The 12764-nt window shown below is 65.5% G+C and carries 11 protein-coding genes and 1 pseudogene; 4 read left to right on the forward strand and 8 right to left on the reverse strand.

Annotated elements, in window-relative coordinates:
• Positions 1-148: 148 nt before the first annotated feature.
• Entirely contained in the window at positions 149-982 is an 834-nt protein-coding gene (yidA, locus tag ACZK3W_RS20615; RefSeq protein WP_125894288.1) for a sugar-phosphatase, read from the reverse strand.
• A 149-nt stretch (positions 983-1131) separates the two neighbouring features.
• Between yidA and ACZK3W_RS20620 the strand changes: the two genes are divergently transcribed.
• On the forward strand, positions 1132-1794 hold the full coding sequence (locus tag ACZK3W_RS20620; RefSeq protein WP_049400821.1) for an exopolysaccharide biosynthesis protein: 663 nt from the start codon (positions 1132-1134) through the stop codon (positions 1792-1794).
• Positions 1795-1934: 140 nt separating this feature from the next.
• Here the strand turns inward: ACZK3W_RS20620 and ACZK3W_RS20625 are convergent, their stop codons facing one another.
• Together ACZK3W_RS20625 and ACZK3W_RS20630 are read right to left on the reverse strand one after the other, a co-directional pair.
• Complete coding sequence (locus ACZK3W_RS20625; RefSeq protein ID WP_125895545.1) at positions 1935-3245, reverse strand: PQQ-dependent sugar dehydrogenase; 1311 nt, start codon at positions 3243-3245, stop codon at positions 1935-1937.
• On the reverse strand, positions 3238-3678 hold the full coding sequence (locus tag ACZK3W_RS20630; protein WP_049400823.1) for a DUF2231 domain-containing protein: 441 nt from the start codon (positions 3676-3678) through the stop codon (positions 3238-3240). Before ACZK3W_RS20630 ends, ACZK3W_RS20625 begins: the two co-directional genes overlap by 8 nt.
• A 310-nt stretch (positions 3679-3988) precedes the next feature.
• Between ACZK3W_RS20630 and ACZK3W_RS20635 the strand changes: the two genes are divergently transcribed.
• Together ACZK3W_RS20635 and ACZK3W_RS20640 are read left to right on the forward strand one after the other, a co-directional pair.
• A complete protein-coding gene (locus tag ACZK3W_RS20635; protein ID WP_125895546.1) occupies positions 3989-5755 on the forward strand; it encodes a S8 family serine peptidase in 1767 nt (588 codons plus the stop codon).
• Complete coding sequence (locus tag ACZK3W_RS20640; RefSeq protein ID WP_006399785.1) at positions 5755-6348, forward strand: S8 family serine peptidase; 594 nt, start codon at positions 5755-5757, stop codon at positions 6346-6348. Before ACZK3W_RS20635 ends, ACZK3W_RS20640 begins: the two co-directional genes overlap by 1 nt.
• A 127-nt stretch (positions 6349-6475) precedes the next feature.
• On the opposite strand, the gene ACZK3W_RS20645 is transcribed toward ACZK3W_RS20640, so the two are convergent.
• From ACZK3W_RS20645 to cyoA, 5 genes are all read right to left on the reverse strand, one after another.
• Complete coding sequence (locus tag ACZK3W_RS20645) at positions 6476-7066, reverse strand: SCO family protein (RefSeq protein ID WP_478450238.1); 591 nt, start codon at positions 7064-7066, stop codon at positions 6476-6478.
• Positions 7067-7288: 222 nt separating this feature from the next.
• Positions 7289-7621: a cytochrome o ubiquinol oxidase subunit IV gene (cyoD, locus tag ACZK3W_RS20650; protein ID WP_006399830.1), complete on the reverse strand. Its 333-nt coding sequence runs from the start codon at positions 7619-7621 to the stop codon at positions 7289-7291.
• Position 7622: 1 nt separating this feature from the next.
• On the reverse strand, positions 7623-8258 hold the full coding sequence (gene cyoC, locus ACZK3W_RS20655) for a cytochrome o ubiquinol oxidase subunit III (RefSeq protein WP_005414759.1): 636 nt from the start codon (positions 8256-8258) through the stop codon (positions 7623-7625).
• Entirely contained in the window at positions 8255-10231 is a 1977-nt protein-coding gene (gene cyoB / locus ACZK3W_RS20660) for a cytochrome o ubiquinol oxidase subunit I (RefSeq protein ID WP_006474876.1), read from the reverse strand. Before cyoB ends, cyoC begins: the two co-directional genes overlap by 4 nt.
• A 5-nt stretch (positions 10232-10236) precedes the next feature.
• The gene (cyoA, locus tag ACZK3W_RS20665) at positions 10237-11142 is read right to left on the reverse strand and encodes a ubiquinol oxidase subunit II (protein WP_125895547.1); all 906 of its coding nucleotides are present in this window, start codon (positions 11140-11142) and stop codon (positions 10237-10239) included.
• 183 nt (positions 11143-11325) lie between these two features.
• On the opposite strand from cyoA, the pseudogene ACZK3W_RS20670 reads away from it, so the two are divergent.
• Positions 11326-12743 (forward strand): annotated as a pseudogene (locus ACZK3W_RS20670) (aminotransferase-like domain-containing protein).
• Positions 12744-12764: the final 21 nt, after the last annotated feature.

The raw sequence follows: 12764 nt of genomic DNA on the forward strand, positions 1-12764 counted from the left end.
CTTGGTCGGCGCTTGCCGTTTGCGTGTGCCAGCCAAGGTTGGCACCTACCAGGGCGGATGGGACATGGTAGAGGCCGACCTTGGTCGGCGCATACGGTGTGCGTGCGCCAACCAAGGTTGGCACCTACCGGGGCGTAGGAACGCGCGGTTACTGCAGGACGAAACGCTCGATCGCGCGCGCCACGCCTTCGTCTGCATTGCTGGTGGTCTCGAACCGCGCCACCGCCTTCACCGCGTCGATGGCATTGCCCATCGCCACGCTGGTACCGGCGTACTGCAGCATGGTCAGGTCGTTCTCCTGGTCACCGATGGCCATCACGTTGGCGCGGTCGATGCCCAAGTGCTCGGCCAGCTTCTGCAGGCTTGGGCCCTTGCCGGCGCGGTGGTCGAACACTTCCAGGAAGAACGGTGCGCTCTTCAGCACCGCGAAGCGCTCGGTCAGTTCGCTGGGCAGGCGCGCGATGGCGGCATCCAGCACGTCGGGCTCGTCGATCATCATCAGCTTGATGAACGACATGGACGGGTCCATGTCGGTCACGCGGCGATAGGACAGCGGCATCCGCGAGAGATGCGAGTCGGCCACGGTGTAGTAGCTGATGTCCTGGTTGGGCGTATACATGCGCTGGCTGTCCAGCGCCTGGAAATGCACGCCCAGGTCGCGGGCCACCTGCTCGCAGAACAGGAAGTCGTCGAAGCTGAGCGGATACTCGACCACGGTTTCGCGCGTACCGATGCGCTGCACCAGGCCACCATTGCAGGCGATGCAGTAGTCGTCGTCGCCGGTGATGCCCAGCTCGTGCAGGAATGGTTCCAGGCCCGGAACCGGGCGGCCACTGGTCAGCACGATGTGCACGCCCAGCGCGCGCGCCTGCGCGATCGCCTGTTTGGCCCGCGCGGTGAGCGTGTGGCTGGGGTCCAGCAGGGTGCCATCCATGTCGATGGCGACCAGTTCGATGGTCGATTGCCTGCGGCCCATGTCCATTGCGTTCAACTCGTGCGGGGCACGCCAGTTTAACCCCTCATGCCCGGTTCACCTCTTTGCCCACGTTGGCCGGGATACTGCGGGAGCCTGTGCGTCCCCCACCGCAGGACGGCCCATTGACCGCCCTTCCCTGGAGAACCTTGCGACGCATGACCTACCGTGCCCCCGAAACCAATGACAGCGCGCCCCTGGCCCAGCAGATCGAGCAGATGATCGACGAGCTGCCCGGCGACCAGGTGAGCGTCGGTACCCTGCTCAGCGCGCTGGGCGATGAGGGCCTGCTGCTGATCGTGATCCTGCTCTCGGCCATCTTCATCATTCCGGTGTCGATTCCCGGGCTGAGTACGGTGTTTGGTGCCTCGATCCTGCTGATCGGCCTGAGCCGCGTACGCAACCGCCCGCTGTGGGTGCCGCAGAAACTGGCGCGCCGCGAGATCGCCACCGACAAACTGAAGGCCAACCTGGGCCGTGCGCTGAAATGGGTGCACCGCATGGAGCGCCTGTCGCGGCCGATGCGGCTGGCGGTGATGGTGCGCTCGAAGAAGATGATGCGCCTGAACAACCTGATGCTGGTGTTCGCGACCCTGCTGCTGATGGCGCCGGCCGGGCCGATTCCGTTCAGCAATACGTTGCCGGCACTGGCGCTGATGTCGTTTGCGATCGGCTTCATCCAGCGCGATGGTGCGGCGGTGGCGGCTGGTTATGGTTTCGTGGTGGCTACGGTGGTGTATTTCGGCGTGCTGCTGGGTGGCGTGGGGTTTGCCGCCGAGTCGGTGTTCAGTGGATTCCGCGCTGCGCCTTCGGAAATGTAGAGCCGAGCCCAGGCTCGGCTGCTTATGGTCTTCTGTAGAGTCGAGCCATGCTCGACTGCTGCTGGCAAAAGCAGTCGAGCATGGCTCGACTCTACAAGGGCCAGATCCAACGCAGTCGAGCGTGGCTCGACGCTACAGAACTACTTGGCTGACACCCGCCACACCACGTCGCCCACGTCATCGGCGACCAGCAATGCACCCTCGGCATCCATGGCCATGCCCACTGGCGCGCCCATCAGCGTCTTCTCGTCCTTCGAGGCGAAACCACTGACCACGGTCTGCGGCCGCCCGGTCGGCTTACCGTCCTTGAACGGTACGTAGACCACTTCGTAGCCGCTCAGCGGCGAACGATCCCAGCTGCCGTGTTCGCCGATGAAGGCGCCGCCGTGGTACTGCGCCGGCAGTGCCTGGCCGGTGTAGAACAGCAGGCCCAGCGGTGCCACGTGCGAGCCGATGGCGTAGTCCGGCGTGATGGCTTTCGCCACCAGGTCCGGCCGCTGCGGCTGCACGCGCTCGTCCACGTGCTGGCCGTAGTAGCTGTAGGGCCAGCCGTAGAAGCCATCTTCCTTCACCGAGGTGAGGTAATCAGGCACCAGGTCGGCACCGATCTCGTCGCGTTCGTTTGCCACCGCCCACAGCTTCCCGGTGCTCGGCTCCCAGTCCAGTCCGGTCGGGTTGCGGATGCCCGACGCAAAGATGCGGCTGCCACGGGTGGCGACGTCCACTTCCAGCACCACCGCGCGGCGGTACTCGACGGCCAGGCCGTTCTCGGTGATGTTGCTGTTGGAGCCCACGCCCACGTACAGCTTGCTGCCATCGCGGCTGGCCAGCAGTTCCTTGGTCCAGTGGTGGTTGATGGTGCTGGGCAGGTCGGTGAACTCGCGGCCCTTGTCGGACATGCGGGTTTCACCCGGCACGTAGTGGTACTGCACGATGTTGCCGGTGTTGGCCACGTACAGCGTGTCGCCGATCAGCTGGATGCCGAAGGGCGAATGCAGGCCTTCGATATAGACGTGCTGGGTCCAGGTGTTCGTTCCCGGCGTGCGGCGCAGCAGGGTGACCCGGTTGCCGCCCTTGCCGGCCTTGCCCGAGCGCGCCTTGACCTTGCCGGCGATCCACTGCTTGGGCGTGGTGACCGGTTCTTCGCCGGGGCCGTTGCCTTCCACCACCAGCACATCGCCATTGGGCAGCGTCAACAATCGCCGCGGATGCTGCAGGTTGGCGGCGATGCGTTCGATCTTCAGGCCTTCGGCCACCGTGGGTGACTGGCCCTCGGCCCAACCCACTCCGCGCGGCACCTGCATCGGCGGCATCAGGAAGTTCTTCGGTGTCGGCAGTGGTGGCTTCGCACCGGATTGGTCGGTGGGGTGGTACTCGGCCTTGCCCGCGCAGGCCGACAGCATCACGGCCAGCGCCAGGGCGCCCACGGTGGGCAGGATGTGCTTAGCCATGACGACCTCCCTGCAGCACCGGCGGCTGCAGTGACAGCAAGATCAGGCCCAGTGCGATCAGGGCCACGGTCAGCGCCGACAGGATCGTGCCCGGCACCGCGACGGCATAGGCATCGCGGCTGTGCACGAAGGCGTTCCAGATGGCCAGCACCACCGCGACCAGGTTGAGGAAGAAGTCGATGCGGTCGATGCGGGTGGCGGTGCCGTTGCGGCGCCAGACCGCGAACAGGTTGATCAGGCGCGGAATGATGGCGATCAGCAGACCGAAGGTGATCAGCCAGGCAGCGGCCTTGCCCCACATCACCTCGGCGCTGTTGAGATAGATCGCGTCGAAGATCAGCGCGCCGACGAAGAAGCCGAAGGGTATCGGGTTCAACAGGCTGAACAGCGTGGTGCCGAGGCCGCGATGGGCCTGGGCCAGAGGGTTGACCATCATCGTGCTCCGATGCGGAAGGGTGCACGGGCTGTAGTAGCACAGCCGGATGTGAGGGGGCGCGATGATGCCGGGTAGATCCACGCCATGCGTCGATACGCGTGCCAACCAAGGTGGGCACCTACCAGATGCGGGCCGCTGCAGTCGTCATTACCCCACGGCATAAGCGTTTGTGACGCAATCGGCACATCTGCAGATTGGGAGTGTGAAGAGGTAGGGGGTTGTTCGTTGTGTCGCGTTTGGCTCGTTGCGATGGGGCAGTTCCGCCCCGCCGTCCTGCCATGCCGATTCACAACAGAAGGATTCGTGTATGAAGCGACACACGCAACGCTCCGCGCCACCGCGCTCCGCGCGCCTGGCCCTTGCCACTGCCCTGGTGCTGGGCAGCCTGGCCGTCACCGCCCAGGCCCAGCAGGCCGATCCGCTGGCCGGGCGTCAGTGGCATCTGCTCAACACCGGACAGGCCGTACTGGGCGATACCCTGCCGGTGGCTGGCAACGATCTGAACGTGGATGGCCTGTTCCGCAATGGCATCCGTGGCCAGGGCGTCACCATCGCCATCGTCGATGACGGCCTGCAGATCGCACACCCGGACCTGGCCGCCAACGTTGCGGCGGTCGCGGGCAAGAACTTCGCCAACCAGAGCAACAACCCTTCACCGTCCAATCCCGACCGCGACAATCACGGCACCATGGTCGGCGGCATCGCAGGTGCAGTAGGTGCCAACAACCTGGGCGTGCGCGGCGTGGCATCGGCGGCCACCCTGAAGGGCTTCAACTTCCTGGCGTCCAATGCCCAGGGCAATTCGAATTCCAACATCGAGTACTCGTGGTGGGACGGCGCCGAAGTGGCCGACGTGGGGGTCTTCAACAACAGCTGGGGCTCCAGCCCGGGCAACCCCAACCTGCCGCTGGCCTACAGCCAGAACGACATCGCCGCCTATGAGCAGGCCATGTCCGGCACCCGTGGCGGCCGCGGTGGCATCTACGTGAAGGCCGCCGGCAACAACCACAACAACGGCGCACGCTCGGATGGCACCGACATCTGCTCGGCAGACACCAAGAACCGCAACACGGGTTGCATTCCGGCCGGCCGCGACCCGCGTAACAACCTGTTCAACGTGATCACCGTTGCCGCCGTGCGCGCCGATGGCGTGCGCTCGTCCTACTCGTCCACCGGCTCGGCGCTGTGGGTGTCCGGCTTCGGCGGTGAGAATGGTTGGCAGCGGCAGGTCGTGCCGGGGCAGCTGGCGATACGCTACGATCCGGCCATCCTCACCACCGATGTCACCGGCTGCGCGCAGGGCAGCAACAAGAACACGAGCCTGCGCAACACCTTGGACGGCGACCAGTCTGCCATCGACAGCACCTGCAACTACACAGGCAAGATGAACGGAACTTCGGCGGCCACGCCGATGGTGTCGGGCGTGGCGGCACTGCTGCTGGAGACCAACCCGAACCTGTCCTACCGCGATGTGAAGTACATCCTGGCCACCACCGCCACCCGCACCGATCCGAACCGGGCAGCGGTGACCCACTCCGACGGCCGCGTGCTGGTGCCGGGCTGGACGGTGAATGCCGCCGGCCGTGCCTACAGCAACTGGTACGGTTTCGGTGTGGTCAATGCGGCACGCGCGGTACAGGTCGCAGAGGACTTCCAGCCGCTGGGTACACTGGTGGATAGTGGCTGGCGCAACACGACGCGTACCGTGGCCATCGGCAATACCTCGGCGGCCGCGGCGCGCCTGACCTTCCAGCTCGCCAACGGTGCGCGCAACATCGAGAGCGTGCAGCTCGGCTTCCGCGTCAACCACAGCAACACCCGCCAGCTGCAGTTCGTGCTGATCTCGCCCAGTGGCACCCGCAGCGTGGTGCAGCCGGCATTCACCGCGATCGGCTCTGGCCTCAATGGTGTCCAGCGCAACTTCACCAACTGGGACCTGCTGTCCAGCAATGCCTTCCTGGATGAGAACGCCACGGGCACCTGGACGCTGGAAGTCACCGACCTGGGGCAGGCCGCGAACGCTGCATCGCGTGGCAACCTCGAATTCTTCAAGATCCGCGTTCTGGGGCACTGATGATGAAGACGACCATTCTGTTGAGCACCCTCGCCCTCGCGGCGATGACCACCACCGCCTGGGCACAGAGCTCGGGCCAGACACCTCCGGCGAAGACCTTGTCGACCGTAGACACGCAGCAGTTGAAGGCGGAGGCCACTGGCCGTTCGTTCAATGTGGGCGGCTCGCGCTTCCAGCTGGCGCCGTCGGCAACCGTGCAGCAGGCCAGCGGCGGTCAGTTCCGGATCACCACCGGGGCTGATGCCAGCGCGGCGGCCGTCGGCACCCGCAGCAAGCGGTCCACGGATGCGTCTACCGGTGTGGCCGCACGTGCGGATGCCGGTGCCAGCAAGTTTGCGGCCGCTGTCTCCAACGATGGCGCACCGGTCGTGGCGACCTCGCGGGTCAAGGTGTTCTTCACCGATGCGGCTTCGGCGCAGCGTGCGGCCACCGCCACCGGCGGCACCGTGGTGAAGGTATCCAAGGCCTCGGGCCGCGCGATTGTGGAGTATCCGTCGGTGAACGCGGCACTGGATGCGACCACCAAGCTGCTGTCGACCGCCGGCATCAAGGCGGCCGAGCCGGACGTGGTGCAGTGGGAAGAAACCAAGTAAGGCGTTGAGTGGTGCCCCCGGCCGGTTGGCTCTCCTGGCCGGCCGGGGGATTGGTGTGTGGGGGGTGTGCCGACCAACGGTCGGCATCCACCAGATTCATTCACCGCGTGTCGACCAAGCTCGACACCTACCGGGCGGCGAGCGTGTCGCTTTGCTTGAGGTGGCAGCTGGCCAGCGGGCCGTTGCCGGCGGCCGGATGGCCAGGCTCCAGCAGCAGGCGCTGCACGTCCGAGAACAGCTTGTCCACCGGCATGCCATAGGGCGCGAACAGGCGCAGACGGCCTTGGCGATCAAACACGTAGCCGCCGGCGATGTGGCTCATGGTGTAGGTCTCCGGTATCTGACCGGGTTCCTTTTCGTAGAACGCCTTGAAGTCGCTGGCCATCGCGGCCAGTTGTGCTTCGTTGCCGACCAGTGCGATCGCCTTGGGGTCGAACGCTTCCACATAGGTGCGGGCGACTTCGGGCGTGTCGCGTGCGGGATCGACACTGACGAACACTACCTGCAACTGGTCGGCATCCTTGCCCATCAGGTGCTTGACCTGGCTGAGCTCGACCATGGTGGTCGGGCACACGTCCGGGCAGCTGGTGAAGCCGAAGAACAGATAGGTCACCTGCCCCTGCAGGTCCTTCGGGCCACGCACGGTGCCGTGGCTGTCGGGCATCGACCACTGCTGGCCGAGCTCTTCGCAGGCGATGTCTTTCGAGTAGAAGTCCATGCGCGACTGCGCACTGCAGCCGGCCAGCAGGCCGACGGCCAGTCCTGCCAGCAGTGGCAGGCGGAAACGGGGGAGAACAACCAGCGGGCAACAGCAGCAGGACGCTTCACGGGTACCACCAACGCATACGCGGGCGGGGTCTCGGTCAGGCCTGCCCTTGGGGGAAAGAGGACGGAGGTGCCGGGGTGATCGCGCGGTCCATGCCGATCACCCCAGCCACGGTCAGTTGATCATCATGTGGTAGTGCATGCTCCAGATGATCCAGACCGACAGTGCGACGACGATGAACAGGATCACCAGGGTGAACACGAAGCTGGCCAGGTTCCAGCCACCTTCGGACTTGCGGTCCATGTGCAGGAAATAGACCAGCTGTACCAGGATCTGCGCCACCGCGAAGCCGACCAGCAGGAACAGCGTGAGCGGCCGCGACAGCACCGGGTTCATCACCAGCGCGAACGGCACCACGGTCAGCAGCGCGCACAGCACGAAGCCGATCAGGTAGGACTTGGTGGAGCCGTGCGCATTGCCGGCGCGCGAGGTTTCGACGTGGGCCATGTCAGAAGGCTCCGATCAGGTAGACGAAGGTGAAGACGCAGATCCACACCAGGTCCAGGAAGTGCCAGAACAGGCTCAGGCACGACACGCGGGTGATGTTGGTCGGGGTCAGGCCGCGGCGGTAGACCTGATGCATGACCACCGCCATCCAGATCAGGCCGCTGGCCACGTGCAGGCCGTGAGTGGCGACCAGCGCGAAGAACGCCGACAGGTAGGCACTGGTGCTGGGGCCTGCGCCTTCGTGGATCAGGTGCGAGAACTCGTAGATCTCCATGCCGATGAACGAGGCACCGAGCACGAAGGTCACGCCCAGCCAGCGCAGCACTGCCGAGGTATCGTGGCGATGCATCGCCAGCACGGCCTGGCCGTAGGTGATGCTGGAGACCAGCAGCAGGAAGGTCTCGGCCATCACGAACGGCAGCGAGAACAGCTCCTTGCCGGTGGGGCCGCCGGCGTAGGCGGTGCTGAGCACCGCGTACGAGGCGAACAGCGAACCGAACAGCACCAGGTCGGACATGAGGTAGACCCACATGCCGAACACCTTCATGCCGCCCTGTTCGTGGCCATGGTCGTGTTCGTGGTGGTCCTCGTGCGCCTGCGTGTCGCTGGCCAGCTCGGGGCGGGTCAACAGGTTCATGCGCGTACCTCCTTCAGCTTGGCCAGGTTGGCCGCTTCGGTGCGCGCCACCTCTTCGGAACTGACGTAGTAGTCCACGTCCTCGTCATAGGACCGCACGATCAGGGTCACGATCATCGCGATGAAGCTGGCTGCGGCCATCCACCAGATGTGCCAGACCAGGGCGAAGCACAGCACCAGGATCCAGATGTTGAGGATCAGCGGCACGCCGGTGTTCTTCGGCATGTGGATCGGCGCGTATTTCTTCGGCGGCGGCGGCAGGCCGCGCTTCTTCGCTTCGTGGAAGGCATCCAGCTCATCGGCCTTGGGCACCACGGCGAAGTTGTAGAACGGCGGCGGCGACGGCGTGGCCCATTCCAGCGTGCGTGCGTTCCACGGGTCGCCGGTCAGGTCCAGGTTGCGCTTGCGGTCACGCACGCTCACGTAGATCTGCACCAGCATCAGGATGATGCCCGCGAACACGAACAGTGCACCGATGAAGGCCGCGATCAGGTACGGCGTCCACGCCGGGTTGTCGTACTGGTTCATGCGGCGGGTCATGCCCATGAAGCCGAGCATGTACAGCGGCATGAAGGCCAGGTAGAAGCCGATCACCCAGCAGGCGAACGACCACTTGCCGAGGCGCTCGTTGAGGGTGAAGCCGAACACCTTCGGGAACCAGTAGGCGAAGCCGGCCAGGTAGCCGAACAGCGCACCGCCGATGATGGTGTTATGGAAGTGCGCGACCAGGAACAGGCTGTTGTGCAGCAGGAAGTCCGCGCCCGGAATGGCCAGCAGCACGCCGGTCATGCCACCGATGGTGAAGGTGACCAGGAAGGCGATGGTCCACAGCATCGGCACGCTGAACTCAACGCGGCCGCCGTACATGGTGAACAGCCAGGTGAAGATCTTCACGCCGGTGGGAATGGCGATGATCATCGTCATGATGCCGAAGAAGGCATTGACGCTGGCACCGGAGCCCATGGTGAAGAAGTGGTGCAGCCAGACGATGAACGACAGGATGCCGATCGCCAGGGTGGCGCCCACCATCGACTTGTAGCCGAACAGCTTCTTGCGCGCGAACGTGGCAGTCACTTCAGAGAAGATGCCAAATGCCGGCAGCACCAGGATGTACACCTCCGGGTGGCCCCAGGCCCACACCAGGTTCACGTACATCATCGGGTTGCCACCCAACGTGTTGGTGTAGAAGTTGAAGTCCAGGTAGCGGTCCAGGGTGAGCGCACCCAGCGCCACGGTCAGGATCGGGAAGGCGGCGATGATGATCACGCTGGTGACCAGCACGGTCCAGGTGAACACCGGCATCTTCATCAGGGTCATGCCCGGCGCACGCATGCGCAGGATGGTGATGAACAGGTTGACGCCGGTCAGCAAGGTGCCGATGCCCGAAGCCTGCAATGCCCAGATGTAGTAGTCCACGCCCACGCCTGGACTGAACTCGATGCCCGACAGCGGCGGATAGGCCACCCAGCCGGTCATGGCGAATTCGCCAACGCCCAGCGAGATCATCATCAACGCGGCGCCGACGACGAAGATCCAGAAGCTGAAGGCGTTGAGGAACGGGAACGCCATGTCGCGCGCGCCGATCTGCAGCGGCACGATGATGTTCATCAGGCCGACCACGAACGGGGTGGCCACGAAGAAGATCATGATCACGCCGTGCGCGGTGAAGATCTGGTCGTAGTGCTCAGGTGGCAGGAAGCCGTCACTGCCCGGGCCAGCCGCGGCCAGCTGCGCGCGCATCATCAGCGCATCGGCAAAGCCACGCACCAGCATGACCAGCGCTACCACCACGTACATGATGCCGATCTTCTTGTGGTCCACGGTGGTGAACCAGTCACGCCACAGCGGGCCCCACAGCTTGAAGTACGTCACCGCGCCAAGCAGCGCGAGGCCACCCAGCACCATGGCCGCCAATGTGACCACGACGATCGGCTCGTGCAGCGGCACGGCCTCCCACGTCAATTTACCCAACATGTTCGTTACTCCTGGGAAACCTGGGCACCACCGGCAGCGCCCGCCGGGGTAGCAGCAGCGGTGTTCTCACCAACGCCGATGAACTGGTCGATGACCTTCTTGAACAGCAGTGGTTCAACACTGGAGAAGTGCTGCACCGGTGCGTTCTTCGACGGCGCGGCCAGCGCCTTGAACTGCGTGAAGCTGAGGGAGTCCGGCGCGCTGCGTACCTCGGCCACCCAGCGCTCGAACTCTTCGTTGCTGCTGGCGGTGGCAATGAACTTCATGTTCGAGAAGCCATGCCCGCTGTAGTTGCCGGACATGCCACGGAACTGGCCAGGCTCGTTGGCGATCAGGTGCAGCTGCGTGCGCATGCCGGCCATCGCGTAGATCTGCCCACCCAGCTGCGGGATGAAGAAGGTGTTCATCGTCGAGTTGGAGGTGATGTTGAACGCCAGCGGGCGGTCGACCGGGAAGTTGAGCTGGTTGACCGTGGCGATGCCGAGGTCCGGATACACGAACACCCACTTCCAGTCGGTGGCGATCACGTCCACATGCAGCGGCTCACCGGCCACGTCCAGCGGCTTGTAGGGGTCCAGCTCGTGGGTGGACTTCCACACGATCACCGCCAGCACCGCGATGATGATCAGCGGCACGCCCCAGACCACGATCTCCACCTTGGTGGAGTGCGACCAGTCAGGCATGTATTTGGCTTTGGTATTGCCGGCGCGGTAGCGCCAGGCGAACACGAAGGTCAGCACGATGGCCGGTATCACCACGATCAGCATCAGGCCGATGCAGATCAGGATCAGGTCGCGCTGGGCGAGCCCGACCATGCCCTTCGAATCCAGCAGCACCCAGTCACAGCCCGACAGGCCGACGCAGGCCAGGGCGATCAGCGCCAGGCGGATGCGGTTCCAGCAGATATTCATTGGAGGTCAACCCTGTTGAAGAAGCGCGCTTGACCGGCTCGCCTGCGCGCAGCGCCCGGGCGTGGAGCGGCTACACTGTGGGTACGAGGTCGCCTACAAGCAGGCGAACCACTCCAATCAAGCCCATACAAGATACATCATTGTATGGACTTGTGCATCTGTACGTATGGAAAAAACTGACCGATGACGCCACCTGCCGCCGGCCGCCGCCTGAAACACCCCAATCGCACCTGGGTTCGCCCCTTCCGCGAGGGCGCCGGCCCGCTGTACCTGCAGATTGCCCAGCAGGTGCGCGAGGCGGTGGATGACGGCGTGCTGCGCCCGGGCGACCGCCTGCCGCCGCAGCGCGACCTGGCCCAGCAGGTGGGCGTGGACCTGACCACGGTCACCCGTGCCTTCGCCGAGCTGCGCCAGGCCGGCCTGCTCGACGCCCAAGGCGCTGGCGGTACCTTCATCGCGCTGTCGGCCGGCAACCGCAGCACCTCGGTGGACCTGAGCATGAACATCCCGCCGCTGCTGGGCAGCGCGCCGTTCGCACAGGGCATGGAGGCCGGTTTCCAGCACGTGGGCCAGCAGCTGGGCCAGGGCGAACTGATGAGCTACCACGTCGGCGCCGGCACCCGCGAGGATCGCGCCGCCGCGGTGCGCAGTGGCTGGCGCCGATGCTGGGGACGGTCGGTGCCGACCAGGTGGTGATCTGCCCCGGTGCGCAGACCGCACTGTGCGCGCTGATCCTGGCCCGCACCCAGCCGGGCGAGCTGATTGCCGCCGAGCAGCTGACCTACCCGGGCCTGCTGGCCGCCGCGCGCGTGCTGCAGCGGGGCGTGGTGCCAGTGGCGATGGACGCCGAAGGCATGCTGCCCGACGCACTGGAGGAGGCCTGCCAGCTACGCCGCCCGCGCCTGCTGTACCTGGTACCGACCATCCAGAACCCGACCACAGCGACGATGTCGGCACAACGCAGGCAGGCCCTGCTGGCGGTCGCCAAGCGCCACGACCTGACCGTGATCGAAGACGATCCCTACTGGTTGCTGGCCGGAGACGCCGCGCCGCCGTTGGCCGCGCACCGCGATGCCGACTGCCCGGTCTATTACATCTCCACCCTGTCCAAGTGCCTGGCCCCGGGCCTGCGCACCGCCTACCTGGTGGTGCCGGCCGGCGAGCCGATGGAACCGGTGCTGGATGCGCTGCGCGCGATCGCACTGATGCCGACCCAGTCGATGGTAGCGGTGGCCTCGCAGTGGATCCGCAGCGGCCAGGCCCAGGACATGGTGCAGCGCTTCCAGCAGGAACTGCGCGAGCGCCAGGCCATTGCCGCCCGTTACCTGCCGGCCCGCGCCCAGGCGCATCCGGCCGGCCTGCATGTGTGGCTGCCGCTGCCGCCGCGGCTCGACCAGTACCGGTTGATCCAGGCCGCACAGGAGCAGGGGCTGGGCATTGCCAGCTCCGATGCCTTCAGCGTGGAAGAACCGCCACCGGGCAACGCGATCCGCCTGTCGTTGGGCGGCGCGGTCGACCAGGGCGCGCTGGCCGGGGCGCTGGCCAAGCTGAACGAGATCCTGTCCGAGGCCCCCGAGGCACGCCACAACGCCATCGTCTGAACGGGGCGCATGGCGCTTTAT

The sequence above is a fragment of the Stenotrophomonas sp. 80084_Sma genome (genome assembly GCF_056481995.1).

Excerpts from the sequence above, each read along its gene's own strand:
- yidA (WP_125894288.1), bottom strand. The coding sequence starts at position 982 with ATGGACATGGGCCGCAGGCAATCGACCATCGAACTGGTCGCCATCGAC.
- ACZK3W_RS20620 (WP_049400821.1), top strand. The coding sequence starts at position 1,132 with ATGACCTACCGTGCCCCCGAAACCAATGACAGCGCGCCCCTGGCCCAG.
- ACZK3W_RS20625 (WP_125895545.1), bottom strand. The coding sequence starts at position 3,245 with ATGGCTAAGCACATCCTGCCCACCGTGGGCGCCCTGGCGCTGGCCGTG.
- ACZK3W_RS20630 (WP_049400823.1), bottom strand. The coding sequence starts at position 3,678 with ATGGTCAACCCTCTGGCCCAGGCCCATCGCGGCCTCGGCACCACGCTG.
- ACZK3W_RS20635 (WP_125895546.1), top strand. The coding sequence starts at position 3,989 with ATGAAGCGACACACGCAACGCTCCGCGCCACCGCGCTCCGCGCGCCTG.
- ACZK3W_RS20640 (WP_006399785.1), top strand. The coding sequence starts at position 5,755 with ATGATGAAGACGACCATTCTGTTGAGCACCCTCGCCCTCGCGGCGATG.
- ACZK3W_RS20645 (WP_478450238.1), bottom strand. The coding sequence starts at position 7,066 with ATGGACTTCTACTCGAAAGACATCGCCTGCGAAGAGCTCGGCCAGCAG.
- cyoD (WP_006399830.1), bottom strand. The coding sequence starts at position 7,621 with ATGGCCCACGTCGAAACCTCGCGCGCCGGCAATGCGCACGGCTCCACC.
- cyoC (WP_005414759.1), bottom strand. The coding sequence starts at position 8,258 with ATGAACCTGTTGACCCGCCCCGAGCTGGCCAGCGACACGCAGGCGCAC.
- cyoB (WP_006474876.1), bottom strand. The coding sequence starts at position 10,231 with ATGTTGGGTAAATTGACGTGGGAGGCCGTGCCGCTGCACGAGCCGATC.
- cyoA (WP_125895547.1), bottom strand. The coding sequence starts at position 11,142 with ATGAATATCTGCTGGAACCGCATCCGCCTGGCGCTGATCGCCCTGGCC.